Origin of the sequence: Oerskovia jenensis (genome assembly GCF_016907235.1) — a bacterium.
Classification (GTDB): domain Bacteria; phylum Actinomycetota; class Actinomycetes; order Actinomycetales; family Cellulomonadaceae; genus Oerskovia; species Oerskovia jenensis.
The window spans coordinates 916,745-933,449 of the sequence record NZ_JAFBBO010000001.1; the positions used below are offsets into that span (position 1 = coordinate 916,745).

Sequence of the window (16,705 nt, forward strand, 5' to 3'; positions counted from 1 at the left end):
GGCCCGCGCGGCACACCCTCTCCCCGGTCGAACCGATGAGACAGCATTGCAGCGCGGTGCGGGGGCCGATAGCCTCGGGCCAGACACCAGGACTTCGCAGGGCACCGCGCCGACAAGGCCGCGGACGGCGACTGCGAGCGATGGCAGCACAGGGCGAGGAGGGCGATCATGACCACGTGTCACGCCACCTCCTCCCGCGCGGTGAGCACCCCCGCGCACTCCCGGTCCTGTTGTCCGTGTCGCACCTGTCGCTAGAGCGCCCCCTCCCCCCGCAGGCGGCGCTCCACCCGACGACAGGCCCTCCGTGGCGCGTCCCCTGCCCTGGTGCAGCCCCGCCGCCCCCCGCACAGCTCCCGCTGATCCCCCCTCGGCCCCGGTCCTCCGCCGCAGGCCACCAACGATGAAGAGGAAGTCATGGCACGCATCTACGACGACGTCACCAAGCTCGTCGGCAACACGCCCCTCGTCCGCCTGAACAAGCTCACCGAGGGCCTCGGCGCCACGGTCGTGGGCAAGCTCGAGTTCTACAACCCGGCCAGCTCGGTCAAGGACCGCATCGGCGTGGCCATCATCGACGCCGCAGAGGCGTCGGGCGACCTCAAGCCGGGCGGCACCATCGTCGAGGCGACCTCCGGCAACACGGGCATCGCCCTGGCCATGGTCGGCGCGGCCCGCGGCTACGACGTCGTCCTGACGATGCCCGAGACCATGTCGAAGGAGCGTCGCGCCCTGCTGCGCGCGTTCGGGGCCGAGCTCATCCTCACGCCGGGCTCCGAAGGCATGAAGGGCGCCGTCAACAAGGCCGACGAGATCGTGGCCGAGCGCGAGGGCGCCATCCTCGCCCGCCAGTTCGCCAACGAGGCCAACCCCGCGATCCACCGCGCCACGACGGCCGAGGAGATCTGGGCCGACACGGACGGCGAGGTCGACATCCTCGTCGCCGGCATCGGCACGGGCGGCACCATCACGGGCGTCGGTCAGGTCCTCAAGGAGCGCAAGCCCGGCGTGCAGATCGTCGCGGTCGAGCCCGAGGAGTCCGCGATCCTCAACGGCGGCGCCCCCGGCCCGCACAAGATCCAGGGCATCGGCGCCAACTTCGTGCCGGAGATCCTCGACACGACCGTGTACGACGAGGTCATCGACGTCAACGCCGAGACCGCGGTCGAGTACGCGCGTCGCGCCGCCAAGGAGGAGGGCCTGCTCGTGGGCATCTCGTCCGGTGCCGCGATCGCCGCAGCGCTGCGCCTCGCGGAGCGCCCCGAGAACGCGGGCAAGCTGATCGTCGTGATCATCCCGTCGTTCGGCGAGCGCTACCTGACCTCCGTGCTGTACGCCGACCTGCTGGACTGATGAGGCCCCCCAGTCCCCTGCGACGCTTCCTGAGGGTTCTCAGGGAGGACCTCGAGGCCGCCCGCCACCGCGATCCCGCGGCGCGCAACGGCCTCGAGGTCGCGCTCGTCTACCCCGGTCTGCACGCGGTGTGGACCTACCGGCTCACGCACCGCATGTGGCGCGAGCCGGCCCTGCGCCTGCCCGCGCGCGTCATCGCCCAGATCGCACGGGCGGCCACGGGCGTGGAGATCCACCCGGGCGCCAAGATCGGACGGCGGCTGTTCATCGACCACGGCATGGGCGTGGTCATCGGGGAGACCGCCGTCGTGGGCGACGACGTGCTGCTCTTCCACGGGTCCACCCTGGGCGGGCGGTCGATGAAGCGCGGCAAGCGTCACCCGACGTTGGGCGACCGGGTCGTCGTGGGGGCCGGGGCCAAGATCCTCGGACCGGTCTGGGTCGGGGACGACGTCCAGGTCGGGGCCAACGCCGTGGTCGTCAAGGACGTGCCGGCCGGCGCCGTCGCCGTGGGGGTCCCCGCGCGCAACCGCATCCCCCACCCGGCCGTGCCGCCGGCCGCCGAGCCCGTCGAGGACCCGTCGCTGCTCATCGAGTACGTGATCTGAGGGTCGCTCCACGAGAGGGGCGACGCCGTGCGCGTCGCCCCTCTCGTCGACCCTCATTGTTCTAGTTGCACAGTAACAACTAGTAGTATGGCGCCATGATCTTCCGCATCGACCCCACCGCCGGCGAGCCGCTCTTCGCGCAGCTCGCGGCCCAGGTGCGGCTCGCGGTCGCTGCGGGCACCGTGCGCCCGGGCGAGCGGCTCCCCGCGGCCCGCGACCTCGCGGCCTCGCTCGACCTCAACGTCCACACCGTGCTCCGCGCCTACCAGGACCTGCGCGACGAGGGCCTCGTCGACCTGCGCCGCGGTCGTGGCGCCGTCGTCACGGCCCAGGCCGCGCACGACTACACGAACCTGCGAGCGGCGATCGACGCCGTCGTGCGGGAGAGCCACGCCCTCTCCCTGCCCCCCGAGACCACCCTCGCCCTGCTCAAGGAGGCACTGCGATGACCACCACCCCGACCGGCACCCGCCGCCGGACCCCCGCACCGCACCGGCTGTCCACCACGCTCCTGGGGCTCGTGCTGCCCCTCGCGGTCCTGGCCGCGAGCGCCGCGGTCGCGTTCTCGTGGCGCGACGACCTGCCCGACCCGGTCGCGACGCACTGGGACGCCGCCGGGAACGTCGACGGGTTCGGGTCGCTCGCGGCGAGCGCCGCGGTCCCGCTCACGATCGGCGCGGTCCTCGCGGTGGGCTTCTGGCTCGTCGGCTGGTTCTTCGGCCAGTCCGCGTCGAACCGCAGGATGGCCGTGGGGGTGAGCGCGGGGACAGCGACGTTCCTGGGCGCGACGCTGCTCGGCACGCTCTGGGTGCAGCGCGGGCTCGACGACGCCGCACAGGCCGCCGACGTGGGCGCGGCCATCGCGGTGGCCCTCGGCGCGGGCCTCCTGGTGGGTGTCCTGGCCGGGCTCGTCGCACCGCGCGACGCCCGCCTGCCCGCCGTGGGACCGGTCTCTCCGGCCGACCCCCGCGCCCCGCTGGGCGAGGGCGAGCGTGCCGCCTGGATCCGCACGTCCCGCGGCGGGCCGGGCATGGCCGTCGCCGGAGCCGCCGTGGTCGGCACGCTCGTCCTCGTCGTGGTCACGGGCCTGTGGTGGATGATCCTGCTCCCCGTGGTCCTAGGGCTGGTCATGGCCTCGATGATGTCGTGGACCGTGACGGTCGACGACTCGGGGCTCGAGGTCCGCTCGGCGCTCGGGCTGCCGCGGACCTTCGTGCCGCTCGACGAGGTCGAGGGCGCGCGCGAGGTCATGGTCGACCCGTTCCGCGAGTTCGGCGGCTGGGGCTGGCGCGCGGGACGCGGGGGCCGCGTGGGCATCGTGGTCCGCAAGGGGCCGGGCCTGGAGGTCCGGCGCACGGGCGGACGCGTGCTCGTCGTGACGGTCGACGACGCCGCGGCCGGGGCGGCGCTCCTCACCTCGCTCGCGGACCGGGCACGGCACGCCTGACCACCGCGGCCCGCCGCGCACCGCGCGGGAAGCACCCGGCGGCGGCCCGGCGCCGTCGGGATCGGCACTCTCGATCGGCATCTCGATCGGCACGGTAGATTGAGCGGCGGTTCCTAGGACTCTCGGTCCTGGGAACCGCCGCTCGACGCACGTCGGGCACGCGGACCCGTCCGCACCTCAGCGCCGAGGAACACACGAGGAGAACGCATGCGCATCGGCATCCACACCGGCTACTGGTCGGCCGGTCCCCCACCCGGGATCCAGGAGGCGGTCGTCGCCGCGGACCGCCTCGGGGTCGACTCCGTCTGGACCGCGGAGGCCTACGGGTCCGACGCGTTCACGCCCCTCGCCTGGTGGGGCTCGCACACCTCGCGCATCCGGCTCGGCACCGCGGTCGCGCAGATGTCCGCGCGCACCCCCACCGCGACCGCCATGGCCGCCCTGACGCTCGACCACCTCTCGGGTGGCCGGGCGATCCTCGGGCTGGGCGTCTCGGGTCCGCAGGTCGTCGAGGGCTGGTACGGCCAGCCCTACCCCCGGCCGCTGGCCCGCACGCGCGAGTACGTCGAGATCGTGCGCGAGGTGATCGCCCGCCAGGGCCCCGTGACCTACGACGGCCAGTTCTACCAGCTCCCCCTCACGGGCGAGGGCACCACGGGTCTCGGCAAGGCGCTGCGCTCGACGGTCCACCCGCTGCGGACCGAGATCCCGATCCACCTCGCGGCCGAGGGACCCAAGAACGTCGCGCTCGCGGCCGAGGTGGCCGACGGCTGGCTGCCCCTGTTCTACAGCCCCCGCATGGACGCGATGTTCCGCGGGCTGCTCGACGACGGCTTCGCGAAGCGCTCGGCCGAACGGTCCCCCGCGGCCGACTTCGAGGTCTCGGCGACCGTCCCGGTCGTGGTGGCGGACGACGTCGAGCAGGCCGCCGACAAGGTACGGCCCTTCATCGCGCTCTACGTGGGCGGCATGGGCGCCAAGGGCGCGAACTTCCACCGCGACGCGCTCGACCGGCTCGGGTACTCGGACGCGTGCGACGAGATCCAGGCGCACTACCTCGCGGGACGCAAGGCCGAGGCCGTCGCGGCGGTTCCTACGGCCCTGGTCGAGGACGTGGCCCTCGTCGGGCCCGCGGCCAAGATCGCGCGCGACCTCGAGGCGTGGCGCGCGACGGCCGTCACGACGCTCCTGGTCCAGGGGGACCCGACGGCGGTGCGCACCGTCGCAGGACTGCTCACCCCGGTACCGGGCCGCTGAGCCGGACGCGCGGCCTGACGAGCCGTTGAGTGCGGAGCAGCTGTCGCGCCCGGTCGCGGGTCACGACAGCTGCTCCGCACTCAGCGCTCCGGGGCCGGCTCCGGGAACCAGACCGCCCTCCGCAGGTCCACGCGCTCGCCGCCCGGGCGCAGCGGGCAGCCCTCGGCCCGCAGGTTCGCCAGGGCCGTGCTCAGGTGGTGCGCAGGGGGCGAGCCGGCCGCGTTGACGACCCGCCACCACGGCAGTCCCTCACCGCTGGGCCCGTCGCCGTCGGACGTCGCGAGCACCTGCCCCACCTGCCGCGGGCCGCCCCGCCCGAGGGTCTCCGCGACGATCTCCGCGACGAGCCCGTACGTCATGGCCCGCCCGGGCGGGATCGACTCGACGAGGGCCAGGACGGCGTCGGCGTACTCCTGGCGGGCGTCCTCCGCGCCCGCCGACCGTCCGGCCCCCCGCTCCTGCTCGCGCGCCTGGTTCACCGGGCGAGCGTACCCGCGCTCGTCCCCGCTCCGCCGAGAAGTGAGTTGACGCCCCCGATTCGGGCAGATCACGGGCATCTACTCACTTCTCGGCGGCACTATTCCTCTGGCCTCGGCCCCACCAGCCCAGCAGGATGAGGGCATGACCGAACGCTCCCCCCACCCCCTGCCCGCCGGCTATCGCCTGACTCCGCTGACCGAGGCGGACAAGCGCGCCGTCCTCGACGTCGACACCTGGGCCTTCCCGTCGGAGATCGACCTCGACGAGCAGGTCCAGCACCCGTTGCCCCTCACCTGGTCCCGGACCTTCGGGGTGGTGAGCGAGCACCAGGACGCCGACGCGGTGCCGCTCGACGGCGCCGTGCCGACCGTGAGCGAGCTCGCGGCCATGCACGCCTCGTACCCGTTCGCCGAGTTCCCCGTGCCGGGCGCGACGCTGCCCGTGAGCGGTCTGACGTGGGTGGGCGTGCACCCGCAGCACCGGCGTCGCGGCATCCTGAGCGCCATGATCGACGTCCACTTCGAGCAGGCCCGGGCCGCGGGCGAGCCCGTCTCGGCGCTCTTCGCGGCCGAGGCCGCCATCTACGGCCGGTTCGGCTACGGCCAGGCCGCGCAGGACCTGCGCCTGACGATCCCCCGGGGCGCGGCACTGCGCGACGTCGAGGGAGCCGACGAGCACACGGTCCGTATCGAGAAGGCCGACCGGGCGCGCCACGGCGAGCTCGTCGACTCGCTGCACCGGGCGGCGGGCGCGGACCCGGGTGGGCACGGCACGGGCGTCAACCGGCCCGGCTGGGTCACGCGTGAGTCGCCCGAGCTCCAGGAGGCCTGGTGGTCCGACCCGGCGGCGTTCCGTCGTGGCCGCGAGTCGCAGCGCATCGTGGTCGTCGAGCGCGACGGTGAGCCGCGCGGCTACGCGACGTTCCGCCGCAAGGTGTCGTGGGAGACCACCGGTCCGCGCGGCACGGTCAGCACGGGCGAGGTCGTGGCGCTCGACGCCGCGGCCGCGCGCTCCCTGTGGGGCGTCCTGACGGACCTCGACCTGACGAGCGAGGTCGAGCCGTTCATGATCCCTGTGGACGACGTCGTCACGCACCTGCTCGTGAACCCGCGAGCCGCCGCGGGGCGGGTAGCGGACAACCTGTGGGTCCGCGTGCTCGACGTCCCCGTGGCCCTCGCGGGTCGGCGCTACGCGGGGGACGCCGACGTGGTGCTGCGCGTGAGCGACGAGCGCATCCCGGAGAACGCCGGCCACTGGCGGCTGCGGGCCACGGCGTTCGGCGAGGCGACGTGCGAGCGCACCGAGGACCCGGCCGACGTGTCGCTCGACGTGCGCGAGCTGGGCTCGGCGTTCCTGGGCGGGGTCTCGCTGGCCTCGCTCGCGACGGCAGGGCTCGTGTCCGAGCACCGTCCGGGCGCCCTCGCCGCGGCGAGCGCCGCGTTCGGCTGGCCCGTGGCGCCCGTCTCGAGCTGGGTGTTCTGACGGGTCCCGCGCCGAGTGCGTGGTTCGGCGGCGACACGCCCGGCGAGTCGCCGCCGAACCACGCACTCAGCGGTCGGCCAGGACCCGGGTCACCGCTGGCACGTCGGGCACCAGTAGAGCTTGCGCGCCGCGAGGTCCTTCATGAGGACCGGCGTCCCGCACACGCGGCACGGCAGCCCGTCACGGTGGTAGACGTAGAACGCCTGGTCGGCAGGCACGGCCCCCGCGGTGCCGTCGGTGTTCTGGCGCACCCCCGCTCGCCCCGTCCCGGGGCGAGACGGCGCTCCCGGGGAGGTGGCGCCGTCGGGCTCGCGGTCCTGGGGGCGGGTCGTGACGATCGCGCCCGTGGTCGCGCCGTCACGCATGAGGACGACCAGGTCGTCCCAGATCCCCCGCAGCGTCTCGGCGGGCACGTCCTTGCCCGGGGTCAGCGGGTCCAGGCCCGCGCGGAACAGCACCTCGGCGCGGTAGATGTTGCCCACCCCCGCGACGACGTCCTGGTTCATGAGGAGCTGCCCGACGGTCGTGCGCGAGCGCCGCACGGCCGTCACGAAGCGGTCGGGCCCGCCCGCCGGGGCGGGGTCGTCCCGGATCGGGTCGGGGCCCAGGCGCGCCTCGACCGCGCGCACCTCGTCCGCCGAGACGACCTCGCAGGCCGTGGGACCCGTGAGGTCCGCGACCGCGTGCTCGCCGACCAGACGCACCCGCACCGCGCCCCGGGGTGCGGGAGGATCCCAGTCGTCGCCTGCGGCAGGGAGCGACGCGAGCGGACCGGCCGGCACCGAGTCCCGCTCGCCGATGCGCTTGCGGGGTGCGCCGATCGCGTGCACGACGGCGGCGCTCCCGTCGCCCGCGAACGTCCAGGCCCCGTAGAGGCCGAGGTGGACGCGCAGCCAGCGCAGATCGTCGTCGCTCAGCGCCTCGGGGCGCGCTGAGGGTTCCGCGAAGCCCAGGAACATCTGCTTGCCCCATGCCCGGGCCGCGACGAGGCGAGCGCCGTCGAGCAGCGCGGCCCCGGCCGCGAACCGGCCCTGCGGGCTCGAGGCGGCCAGGACCTGCCCCGCGAAGAGCTCGGCGAACGTGTGCGCGAGCCGGTGGACGGTGTGGCCCTCAGGCACGGGCCGCACCGTCCACCGCGCGCACGGGGAGGACGGACGTCACGCCTGGTGGCGCGAGGCCTCGTAGGCCGCGAGCTGGTCGATGCGACGCTGGTGGCGCTCGTCACCGCTGAACGGCTCGGCGAGGAACGCGTCGACGAACGACGTCGCCTCCTCGACCGTGTGCTGACGCCCGCCGACCGAGATGACGTTGGCGTCGTTGTGCTGGCGGGCCAGCCTCGCGGTGTCGAGGTTCCAGGCCAGGGCGGCGCGCACGCCGTCGACCTTGTTGGCGGCGATCTGCTCGCCGTTGCCCGAGCCGCCGATCACGACGCCCAGGCTGCCCGGCTCCGCGACGACGGCCTCGCCGGCCGCGATGCAGAACGACGGGTAGTCGTCGAGGGCGTCGTACTCGTGGGCGCCATGGTCCACGACGTCGTGGCCCGAGCTCTCGAGGTGCGTGACGAGGTGAGCCTTGAGCTCGTACCCCGCGTGGTCCGCTGCAATGTGAACGCGCATGGGACCATCATCCCCGATGCGCTCCCCGCTCGCGCCCCTGCTCGCATAACCTGAGACGCATGACACAGACCACACCCTCCGTCGCAGACGGTGACCTGACCGCCGCGGACACCGCGCGCACGGTGGCCTCCGGCATCGACCTGTCCGCTCTCGATCCCGCCGTCCGCCCGCAGGACGACCTGTACCGGCACGTCAACGGCCGCTGGCTCGAGACGCACGAGATCCCCGCCGACCGGTCGATGGACGGCGCGTTCCGTGCGCTGCACGACCAGGCCGAGGAGCACGTGCGCGAGATCATCAAGGACGCTGCGGCCGCGGTCGAGGCCGGGAACGCCACGGGCGTCCAGGCGCAGATCGGCGCGCTCTTCGCGAGCTTCATGGACACCGACACGATCGAGGCGCGCGGCGTGAGCCCGCTCGCACCGGACCTCGCGCTGCTCGCAGCCGCCACGAGCCAGGCCGAGCTCACGGGCGCCCTGGGCGCGCTGCAGCGCACGGGGGGCGCGGGCGCGTTCGGGTTCTGGGTCGACAACGACGCCAAGGACCCCGAGAAGTACGTCGCCTACCTGTACCAGGGTGGGTTGGGCCTGCCCGACGAGGCGTACTACCGCGAGGACCAGTACGCCGAGATCCGCGCCAAGTACGTGCCGCACGTCGCGCGCATGCTCACGCTCGCGGGCGTCACGCCGGACACGTGGGGAGCGTCCCCGCAGGACGCGGCCGAGCGCGTGCTCGCCCTCGAGACGCAGCTCGCGGCACACCACTGGGACGTCGTGCGGGACCGCGACGCCGACCTCACGTACAACCCCATGACGCTGCGGGCCCTGGCCGACGCGGCCCCGGGCTTCGACTGGCACGCGTGGGCCCTGGCCCTGGCCGCCCCGGCGGGCTCGCTCGACTCGCTCGTGGTCCGCGAGCCCGGCTTCGCGACGGGCTTCGCGGAGCTGTGGCAGTCGGTCCCGGTCGAGGACTGGAAGCTGTGGGCGGTCTACCACCTGGTCTCGGCGCGCGCGCCGTACCTCACGGACGAGCTGGTCGAGGCGAACTTCGACTTCTACGGCCGCACGCTGTCGGGGGCGCAGGAGGTCCGTGAGCGCTGGAAGCGCGGAGTCTCGCTCGTCGAGGGCGCCCTGGGCGAGGCCGTGGGCGCGGTGTACGTCGAGCGGCACTTCCCGCCCGCGCACAAGGCGCGCATGGAGGAGCTCGTCGCGTATCTCGTCGCGGCCTACCGCGAGTCCATCGAGGGCCTCGACTGGATGACCGAGGAGACCAAGGTCAAGGCGCTCGCCAAGCTCGAGGCGTTCACGCCCAAGATCGGGTACCCCGTCACGTGGCGCGACTACTCGGCGCTCGTGATCGAGGCCGACGACCTGCTGGGCAACGTGCGCCGCTCCAACGCGTTCGACCAGGACCGCGAGCTGGGCAAGATCGGCAAGCCGCTCGACCGCGACGAGTGGTTCATGACCCCGCAGACGGTCAACGCGTACTACAACCCGGGCATGAACGAGATCGTCTTCCCCGCGGCGATCCTCCAGCCGCCGTTCTTCGACCCGGATGCCGAGGACGCGGTCAACTACGGCGGGATCGGGGCCGTGATCGGCCACGAGATCGGGCACGGGTTCGACGACCAGGGCTCCAAGTACGACGGCGACGGGCGCCTCGAGGACTGGTGGACGCCGCAGGACCGGGCCGAGTTCGAGGTCCGCACCAAGGCCCTCATCGCCCAGTACGACGCGTTCCGCCCGGTCCAGCTGCCCGACGACGGCCCGCACGTCAACGGAGCGCTGACGATCGGTGAGAACATCGGCGACCTGGGCGGTCTGTCGATCGCGCTCAAGGCGTACCGCATCGCGCTGGGCCGCCCCTTGTCCGAGGCGCCCGTGATCGACGGGCTGACGGGCATCGAGCGCGTCTTCCTCGGCTGGGCCCAGGTGTGGCAGTCGAAGGGACGCGACGAGGAGGTCGTGCGTCGTCTCGCGACCGACCCGCACTCGCCCAACGAGTTCCGCTGCAACGGCGTGGTGCGCAACCTCGACGAGTTCTACGAGGCGTACGACGTGTCGGAGTCCGACGCGCTGTACCTCGCCCCGGCCGAGCGCGTCCGCATCTGGTGACGCACGTCGCCCCGGCCCCGCAGGCGGGGTCGGGGCGAGGTGTTCCGGGCGCTGCGGCTCACGGCACGCACCAGGTCCGACGGCGCCGCTCGCCCCGGTGCGTCACGCACCCGGGCGCGCGACGCCGTCGGGCAGGGGGCGAGCCTTCACGGCCCGGCCCTCTCAGAACGAGGAGAGTCCGGCCTTGGCCACGTTGAACCCCTTGCCGGTGTCGGCGTCGGCGCAGCGCATCCCGGTCTTCGAGCTCGTGCACGTGAACGACCCGACGGTCTTCGTCTGGTCGTAGTCGAGCACGGCCACGTCGTCCCCGGCCTTCGTGGGCTGGTCCGCGGTCGGGACGCAGGGGATCTCGACGCCGCTCGACGTGAGCGTCACCAGGTATCCCGTGGTGCCCGTGCACCCGTCGACCGGTGCGGGCTGGGTCGCGAGCTCGGCGATGCCGCACGAGACACCCTGCTCACCGATCGTGCAGGTGATGTTCCTGCTCGGGGTGGTGACCGACTCCCCCGCGACCACGACCGGGCCCGGCTTCTCGGCCGGGGAGTCGGGGGTCGCGGCCGGCGCCTCGGCCGACGTGCCCGGTCCCTCGGACGGGGCCTCGCCGGAAGCACCTCCCGCGAGGTTGATCGCGAACGCGACCACGATGCCCACCAGGATCACGTCGAGCGCGATGAAGGCGATCCACCCCGGGCTGAGCCGCCCTCCACGCTTGCCGGGTCGCCCGCCCGAGCCGCCACCCGGGGCGGCCGCTGCCGGGGGCTGCTCGGCGTACGCCTGCTGGTACTGCTGCGGCGCCTGCTGGGCGGCGTACTGCTGCGGCGCCTGCTGGGCCGGGTACTGCTGCGGCGCCGGCTGGGCGTACTGCGGGGCCGTGGGTTGCGGTGCGTAGGCGGGCTGCGGGGTGGCCGGTGGAGCCTGGTAGGCGGCCTGCTGGCCGCTGCCCGGGGCGAACGTGGGCGGCGGTGCCTGGTAGGCGGGCTGCTGGTACGCGGGCTGCTGCTGGTAGGCCGGGGGCTGGTACGCGGGCTGCGCCGGTGGGTAGGCCGTCGCCTGGTCCTGTCCGTACGCGGGCTGCACCGGCTGGTACGCCGTGGCCTGCTGGTCGGACGCCGCGGAGAGCGGTGGCACCGGGGCCGCGGGAGGCGTCGCGGGCTGCTGCGACCTGGGCTGGAAGACCGGAGGCTGCTGGGCAGGCTCGGAGTGCGGGGGCGGCGGAGGCACGGGGGCGTTGCCGGACATCACAGCTCCTCAGAGGACTCGGACCCCGCAGATTCGGGGCAGAAGTACGCAGCATTGCACGGCCGTCCTGCCCTGGTCGAACTGCGCACATGTCCGATCGGTCCCGTATGCGGTCGACGAGAGGTCCGTTCCTCCCGGCCCTTCCACGCCGCGGGCCCCTGCCTCACCCCCGCTGCTCGACGACGTGGACCCCGCTCCCCGGACGCCAGGTCTCGACCCGGATCAGGTCGCCCTCGACCGTGGTGAGCACGACCCGGTCGAGGTCGAGCCAGAAGAGCTGGAACGGCTCCTCGACCCCTCCTGCCGCGAGGACCTCGGCCCGGCGCCGGTCGCCCGGCGGGGCGCTGCGGACGGTCCCGTCGATCTTGACGTCCCCGTCGGCCCTCGACCCGTCGCCGGGGTTCGAGTGGAGCACGCACCGTGGGTCGACGAGGAGGTCCATGGACTTGCCGGAGCGCGAGGTGGAACCGATCCACGCGTCGTCCTCCCAGAAGCCGACCTCGGTGCCGCTCACCCGCGGCGAGCCCGTGAGCGTCCGGGTCGCGAGGACGTGCGAGGGGGCCGCCGCGAAGCGGGCACGGACGCGCGCGGCGAGGTCGGGGGCGTCGTCGACGAGCTGCTTCCAGGAGACCATGGCGACGATCCTTCCACGGCCCGCCGGGTCCGGTGGCCCCTCCGGTCCGCTCAGGTCACCCGACCGGCTCCTGGAGGACGAACCCGAGCTCGGCGGCGGCCGCCGCCCACTCGGCCTCCCAGGGCGCGCGGGCACCGGGACGCGACGGGCCGTCCCACCACTCGACCTGTCCGCCCGACACCCCGATCCGCGCGACCTCCCCGAACAGCACGGAAGACCGCGTCATCTCGACGAGGTCGGTGATCGCAGGGGCGAAGCCGGGGTCGTGGCACGTGATCCGGACCGTGACCCCGCCGGCGTCCAGGACGGCCGAGTAGAGGACGTCGAGGTCCACCTCGGCCTGCGCGCGCTCGCACACCGCCAGGACGAGAGCCCCCACCTCCTCAGGAGTCGCGTCGTGGTCGAGGACCGGCTCGAGCAGCACGTGGCCTGGGTTCCTGAGGAAGCCGTGGTAGACGGTGCCCGGTGCGGGCACCGAGGTCACTCCCGGGAGTCGCCCGAGCTCTGCGGCGAACGCCCGCGCACGGTCCGTGGCGGCAGAGTCGAGCCCTTTCATCTCCTCGTTCCCCCGGGTCGCAGCCGGCACGGCGACGCTCAGGAAGCGTCCCACGACGAGCATGACCGACAGGACGAAAGCCAGCAGGACGAGCCCGCTCACGACGACGGCGACCACGGACCTGCGGCTACCGGACCCCGAGCTGCTCGCCGACAGGTCGAGGAGTCCCCCCGGACGACCTCGACCGCTCGCCCCCTGCCCCTGTCCCGACGCCATGCCCGGAGCCTACCGAGTGCCACGGCGGCCTCGGCGGCCTCGGCGGCCTCGGCGGCCTCGGCGGCCTCGGCGGCCTCGGCACGACCGTCACCGACACCGCCCCCTCCACCCGTGGCGCAGGAACGGCGCACCCTCGCGCGGGAGCGAGGATGCGCCGTCGGGCGTGCGCCGAGGTCAGTCGAAGACCGGGCCCTGCGTGCGCGTGCGCTTGAGCTCGAAGAAGCCGGGCGTCGAGGCGACCAGGATGCACCCGTCCCACAGCCGGCCCGCGTCCTCGCCCGTGGGCGCGGGCGTCACGACGGGGCCGAAGAACGCGACGTCGCCGAACGCGACGACGGGCGTCCCGACGTCCTCACCCACGCGCGAGATGCCCTCGGCGTGCGAGGCGCGCAGCTTGGCGTCGTAGCGGTCGCTCGTCGCGTGCTCGGCGAGCGAGGCGGGCAGACCGACCTCCGCGAGCGCCTCGGCGATCACCGCGTCGAAGTCGCTGCGCCCGCCCGGGTGCAGGCGCGTGCCGATCGCGTCGTAGAGCGGCTTGACGACCTGGTCGCCGTGCTCCTGCTGCGCCGCGATCACGACGCGGACCGGGCCCCAGCCGCGCTCCATGAGGTCCTGGTACTTCTCGGGCAGCTCGCGGCCCTCGTTGAGGACCGACAGGCTCATGACGTGCCAGCGCACGCTCACGTCGCGGACCTTCGAGACCTCGTCCATCCACCGGCTCGTCATCCAGGCCCACGGACACAGCGGGTCGAACCAGAAGTCGGCGGTGCGTACGGGGGCGTCGCTCTCGTGCAGGTCTCGCGTGGTGTCCGACGTCGTCACAGCAGTCACGGGGCAGGTCTCCTCAGCGGGTGGGCAGGGCGGTCGGGGTCGCGCAACCACGCCCCGGGAGGCTCAACACGCCCGCCGACCCGGACATTCCGGCTCCTGGGAGGATGCGCCAAACACGGCGACCAGCGAGACGCCCCGTGGGAGAATCGACGCGGCCCACCCGGCCAGCCCGATCCGTACTGAGGAGATGTTTGTGCCCGGAGAGAACCTCACCCGCGCCGAAGCCGCCGAGCGCGCCGGTGTCGTCACCGTCCGTTCCTACGAGGTCGCCCTCGACCTCACGACCGGACCCACGACGTTCGGCTCGACCACGGTGGTGCGGTTCGCCGCGACCGCCGGGGCGAGCACCTTCATCGACCTGATCGCACCGACGGTGCGTGAGGTCGTGCTCAACGGCGAGACGCTCGACGTCGCCCGCGTCTTCGCCGACTCCCGCATCCAGCTCGACGGTCTCGCCGCCCAGAACGAGCTCCGCGTCGTCGCGGACGCCGCCTACACCAACTCGGGCGAGGGCCTGCACCGCTTCGTCGACCCGGTCGACGGCGAGGTCTACCTGTACAGCCAGTTCGAGGTCCCCGACTCGCGCCGCGTGTTCGCCGCGTTCGAGCAGCCCGACCTCAAGGCCACGTTCCAGTTCACGGTCACGGCGCCCTCCGCCTGGCAGGTCGTGTCCAACTCGCCCACGCCCGAGCCCGTCCCCGCGACCCACGCGACCGACTCCGCCGTGGACGCCTCGACCTGGACGTTCGAGCCCACGCAGGTCATCTCGACCTACATCACCGCGATCGTCGCGGGCCCCTACGTGGTCGAGCGCAGCGAGCTCACGTCCTCGGACGGCCGCGTGATCCCGCTCGGCGTGTTCGCGCGCAAGTCCCTCGCGCCGCACCTGGACGCCGACTACATCTTCGCCAAGACCCGTCAGGGCTTCGCGTTCTTCGAGGAGAAGTTCGACTACCCGTACCCGTTCGCGAAGTACGACCAGCTCTTCGTGCCCGAGTTCAACGCCGGGGCCATGGAGAACGCGGGCGCCGTGACGTTCACCGAGACGTACGTCTTCCGGTCCAAGGTCACCGACGCGATCAAGGAGCGTCGTGTCGTGACGGTCCTGCACGAGCTCGCGCACATGTGGTTCGGCGACCTGGTCACCATGAAGTGGTGGAACGACCTGTGGCTCAACGAGTCCTTCGCGGAGTGGGCCTCGACGCTCGCGACCGCCGAGGCCACCGAGTGGCACGAGGCCTGGACGACGTTCGCGGCCATGGAGAAGTCCTGGGCCTACCGCCAGGACCAGCTCCCCTCGACGCACCCGATCGTCGCGACCATCAACGACCTCGAGGACGTGCAGGTCAACTTCGACGGCATCACCTACGCCAAGGGCGGCTCGGTCCTCAAGCAGCTCGTGGCCTGGGTCGGGATCGACGCGTTCATGGCGGGCGTCGCGCAGTACTTCAAGAAGCACGAGTACAAGAACACCGAGCTCACCGACCTCCTGACCGAGCTCGAGGCCACGAGCGGTCGCGAGCTCGGCTCGTGGGCGCGCCTGTGGCTCGAGACCGCGGGCGTCAACACGCTGCGCCCCGAGATCGAGCTCGACGCGCACGGCCGCATCGTGTCGTTCGCGGTGCTGCAGGAGGCCCCGGCCGACTACCCGACGATCCGCCCGCACCGCCTCGCGATCGGCTTCTACAACGTGGTCGACGGGAGCCTGGTGCGCGAGCACCGCGTCGAGATCGACGTCGACGGCGAGCGCACCGAGGTCCCCGAGCTCGCGGGCCTCGACCGGCCGCAGCTCGTCCTGCTCAACGACGACGACCTCGCGTACGCCAAGATCCGGCTCGACGAGGCGTCGCTCGCGGTCGCGGTCGAGCACCTCGCCGACATCACCGACCCGCTCGCACGCTCGCTCGTGTGGGGCTCGGTGTGGGACGCCACCCGCGACGGCGAGACGCCGGCGAGCGAGTACGTGCGCCTGGTCCTGGGCAACATCGCCCGCGAGACCGAGTCCACGACGATCCGCACGACGCTCAACCAGCTCGCGCTGGCCGCGAAGTCCTACGTGACGCCGGGCAAGCAGGCCGCGACGCTCGCGGTCGTCGGGGACGAGCTGTGGCGCCTGGCCCAGTCGGCGCAGGCCGGCACGGACTCCCAGTTCCAGTTCGTGAAGTTCTTCGCGCACCTGGCCTCGACGCCCGCGCACGCCGACGCGCTGCGCGGCCTGCTCGACGGCACGGTCGCCCTGGAGGGCCTCGAGATCGACACGGACCTGCGCTGGGAGATCCTCGAGGGCCTCGTCCTCCTGGGCCGCGCGGACCAGGCCGAGGTCGACGCCGCGCTCGCGCAGGACCACACGGCCACGGGCCAGCAGTCCGCTGCCCGTGCGACCGCGACGGCCCCCTCGACCGAGTCCAAGCTCGCTGCGTTCGCCTCGCTCGTCGACTCGGACGAGGCCCCCAACGCGATCGTGCGCGCCACGACGCAGGGCTTCCAGCACGTCAACGACCCCGCGGTCCTGGCGCCCCTGGTCGAGAAGTACTTCTCCTCGCTGACCACGCTGTGGGCCGAGCGGAGCTACCACATCGCCGAGACGCTGGTCGTGGGCCTGTACCCCGCGCCGCTCGCGAACGCCGCGCTGCGCGACGCGACGCAGGCCTGGCTCGACGCCCACACCGACGCGGCCCCGGCGCTGCGCCGTCTGGTCGTCGAGAACCTCGCGGGCGTCGAGCGGGCGCTCACGGCCCAGGGCGCGGACGCCTGACGGCCTGACGAACGGCCCACGGCCGGGGTGGGGGGACGCTTCCCTCCACCCCGGCCGTAGCCCGGAGCGCGAGGTAGAGGGGTCACGTCGAGGTAGAGGGCTGGAACCCTCTACCTCGAC

15 protein-coding genes are annotated in these 16,705 nt (G+C 73.3%); 8 read left to right on the forward strand and 7 right to left on the reverse strand.

The genetic code is table 11. The features are described from left to right. The first annotated feature begins 414 nt into the window (after positions 1 to 414). From cysK to JOD49_RS04170, 5 genes are all read left to right on the forward strand, one after another. Complete coding sequence (gene cysK / locus JOD49_RS04150; RefSeq protein WP_205306092.1) at positions 415 to 1,350, forward strand: cysteine synthase A; 936 nt, start codon at positions 415 to 417, stop codon at positions 1,348 to 1,350. Next, positions 1,350 to 1,958 carry a serine O-acetyltransferase EpsC gene (gene epsC / locus JOD49_RS04155; RefSeq protein WP_205306093.1) on the forward strand — a complete coding sequence of 203 codons (609 nt, stop codon included), beginning with the start codon at positions 1,350 to 1,352 and terminating at the stop codon, positions 1,956 to 1,958. Before cysK ends, epsC begins: the two co-directional genes overlap by 1 nt. 95 nt (positions 1,959 to 2,053) lie before the next feature. Then, a complete protein-coding gene (locus JOD49_RS04160) occupies positions 2,054 to 2,407 on the forward strand; it encodes a GntR family transcriptional regulator (RefSeq protein WP_205306094.1) in 354 nt (117 codons plus the stop codon). Beyond that, positions 2,404 to 3,405, forward strand: coding sequence for a DUF1648 domain-containing protein (locus JOD49_RS04165; protein WP_205306095.1), 1,002 nt, complete (start codon positions 2,404 to 2,406; stop codon positions 3,403 to 3,405). The genes JOD49_RS04160 and JOD49_RS04165 overlap by 4 nt, the downstream gene beginning before the upstream one ends. Before the next feature lie 207 nt (positions 3,406 to 3,612). Then, positions 3,613 to 4,662, forward strand: a complete 1,050-nt coding sequence (locus JOD49_RS04170; protein WP_205306096.1) for an LLM class F420-dependent oxidoreductase — start codon at positions 3,613 to 3,615, stop codon at positions 4,660 to 4,662. A gap of 80 nt (positions 4,663 to 4,742) precedes the next feature. Here JOD49_RS04170 and JOD49_RS19965 read toward each other — a convergent pair whose 3' ends face one another. Continuing rightward, entirely contained in the window at positions 4,743 to 5,141 is a 399-nt protein-coding gene (locus JOD49_RS19965; protein ID WP_307822373.1) for an MGMT family protein, read from the reverse strand. 142 nt (positions 5,142 to 5,283) lie between these two features. On the opposite strand from JOD49_RS19965, the gene JOD49_RS04180 reads away from it, so the two are divergent. Further along, the gene (locus tag JOD49_RS04180) at positions 5,284 to 6,624 is read left to right on the forward strand and encodes a GNAT family N-acetyltransferase (RefSeq protein WP_205306098.1); all 1,341 of its coding nucleotides are present in this window, start codon (positions 5,284 to 5,286) and stop codon (positions 6,622 to 6,624) included. 89 nt (positions 6,625 to 6,713) lie between these two features. Here JOD49_RS04180 and JOD49_RS04185 read toward each other — a convergent pair whose 3' ends face one another. Both JOD49_RS04185 and JOD49_RS04190 read right to left on the reverse strand, forming a co-directional pair. Continuing rightward, a complete protein-coding gene (locus JOD49_RS04185) occupies positions 6,714 to 7,742 on the reverse strand; it encodes an Fpg/Nei family DNA glycosylase (RefSeq protein ID WP_205306099.1) in 1,029 nt (342 codons plus the stop codon). A 39-nt stretch (positions 7,743 to 7,781) separates the two neighbouring features. Continuing rightward, positions 7,782 to 8,240 (reverse strand): ribose-5-phosphate isomerase, encoded by a 459-nt coding sequence (locus JOD49_RS04190; RefSeq protein ID WP_193720690.1) that lies wholly within the window; start codon positions 8,238 to 8,240, stop codon positions 7,782 to 7,784. Between the two features lie 59 nt (positions 8,241 to 8,299). Between JOD49_RS04190 and JOD49_RS04195 the strand changes: the two genes are divergently transcribed. Further along, on the forward strand, positions 8,300 to 10,354 hold the full coding sequence (locus JOD49_RS04195) for a M13 family metallopeptidase (RefSeq protein ID WP_205306100.1): 2,055 nt from the start codon (positions 8,300 to 8,302) through the stop codon (positions 10,352 to 10,354). 162 nt (positions 10,355 to 10,516) lie between these two features. On the opposite strand, the gene JOD49_RS04200 is transcribed toward JOD49_RS04195, so the two are convergent. The 4 genes from JOD49_RS04200 to JOD49_RS04215 form a co-directional block, all read right to left on the reverse strand. After that, positions 10,517 to 11,593 (reverse strand): hypothetical protein, encoded by a 1,077-nt coding sequence (locus JOD49_RS04200; RefSeq protein ID WP_205306101.1) that lies wholly within the window; start codon positions 11,591 to 11,593, stop codon positions 10,517 to 10,519. Positions 11,594 to 11,756: 163 nt separating this feature from the next. Next, positions 11,757 to 12,227 (reverse strand): pyridoxamine 5'-phosphate oxidase family protein, encoded by a 471-nt coding sequence (locus JOD49_RS04205; RefSeq protein WP_205306102.1) that lies wholly within the window; start codon positions 12,225 to 12,227, stop codon positions 11,757 to 11,759. 55 nt (positions 12,228 to 12,282) lie between these two features. Then, entirely contained in the window at positions 12,283 to 12,999 is a 717-nt protein-coding gene (locus JOD49_RS04210; RefSeq protein ID WP_205306103.1) for a hypothetical protein, read from the reverse strand. A 174-nt stretch (positions 13,000 to 13,173) separates the two neighbouring features. Next, positions 13,174 to 13,821 (reverse strand): mycothiol-dependent nitroreductase Rv2466c family protein, encoded by a 648-nt coding sequence (locus JOD49_RS04215; RefSeq protein ID WP_307822675.1) that lies wholly within the window; start codon positions 13,819 to 13,821, stop codon positions 13,174 to 13,176. A gap of 202 nt (positions 13,822 to 14,023) precedes the next feature. Between JOD49_RS04215 and pepN the strand changes: the two genes are divergently transcribed. Then, positions 14,024 to 16,585 (forward strand): aminopeptidase N, encoded by a 2,562-nt coding sequence (gene pepN / locus JOD49_RS04220; protein WP_205306105.1) that lies wholly within the window; start codon positions 14,024 to 14,026, stop codon positions 16,583 to 16,585. Positions 16,586 to 16,705 lie beyond the last annotated feature (120 nt).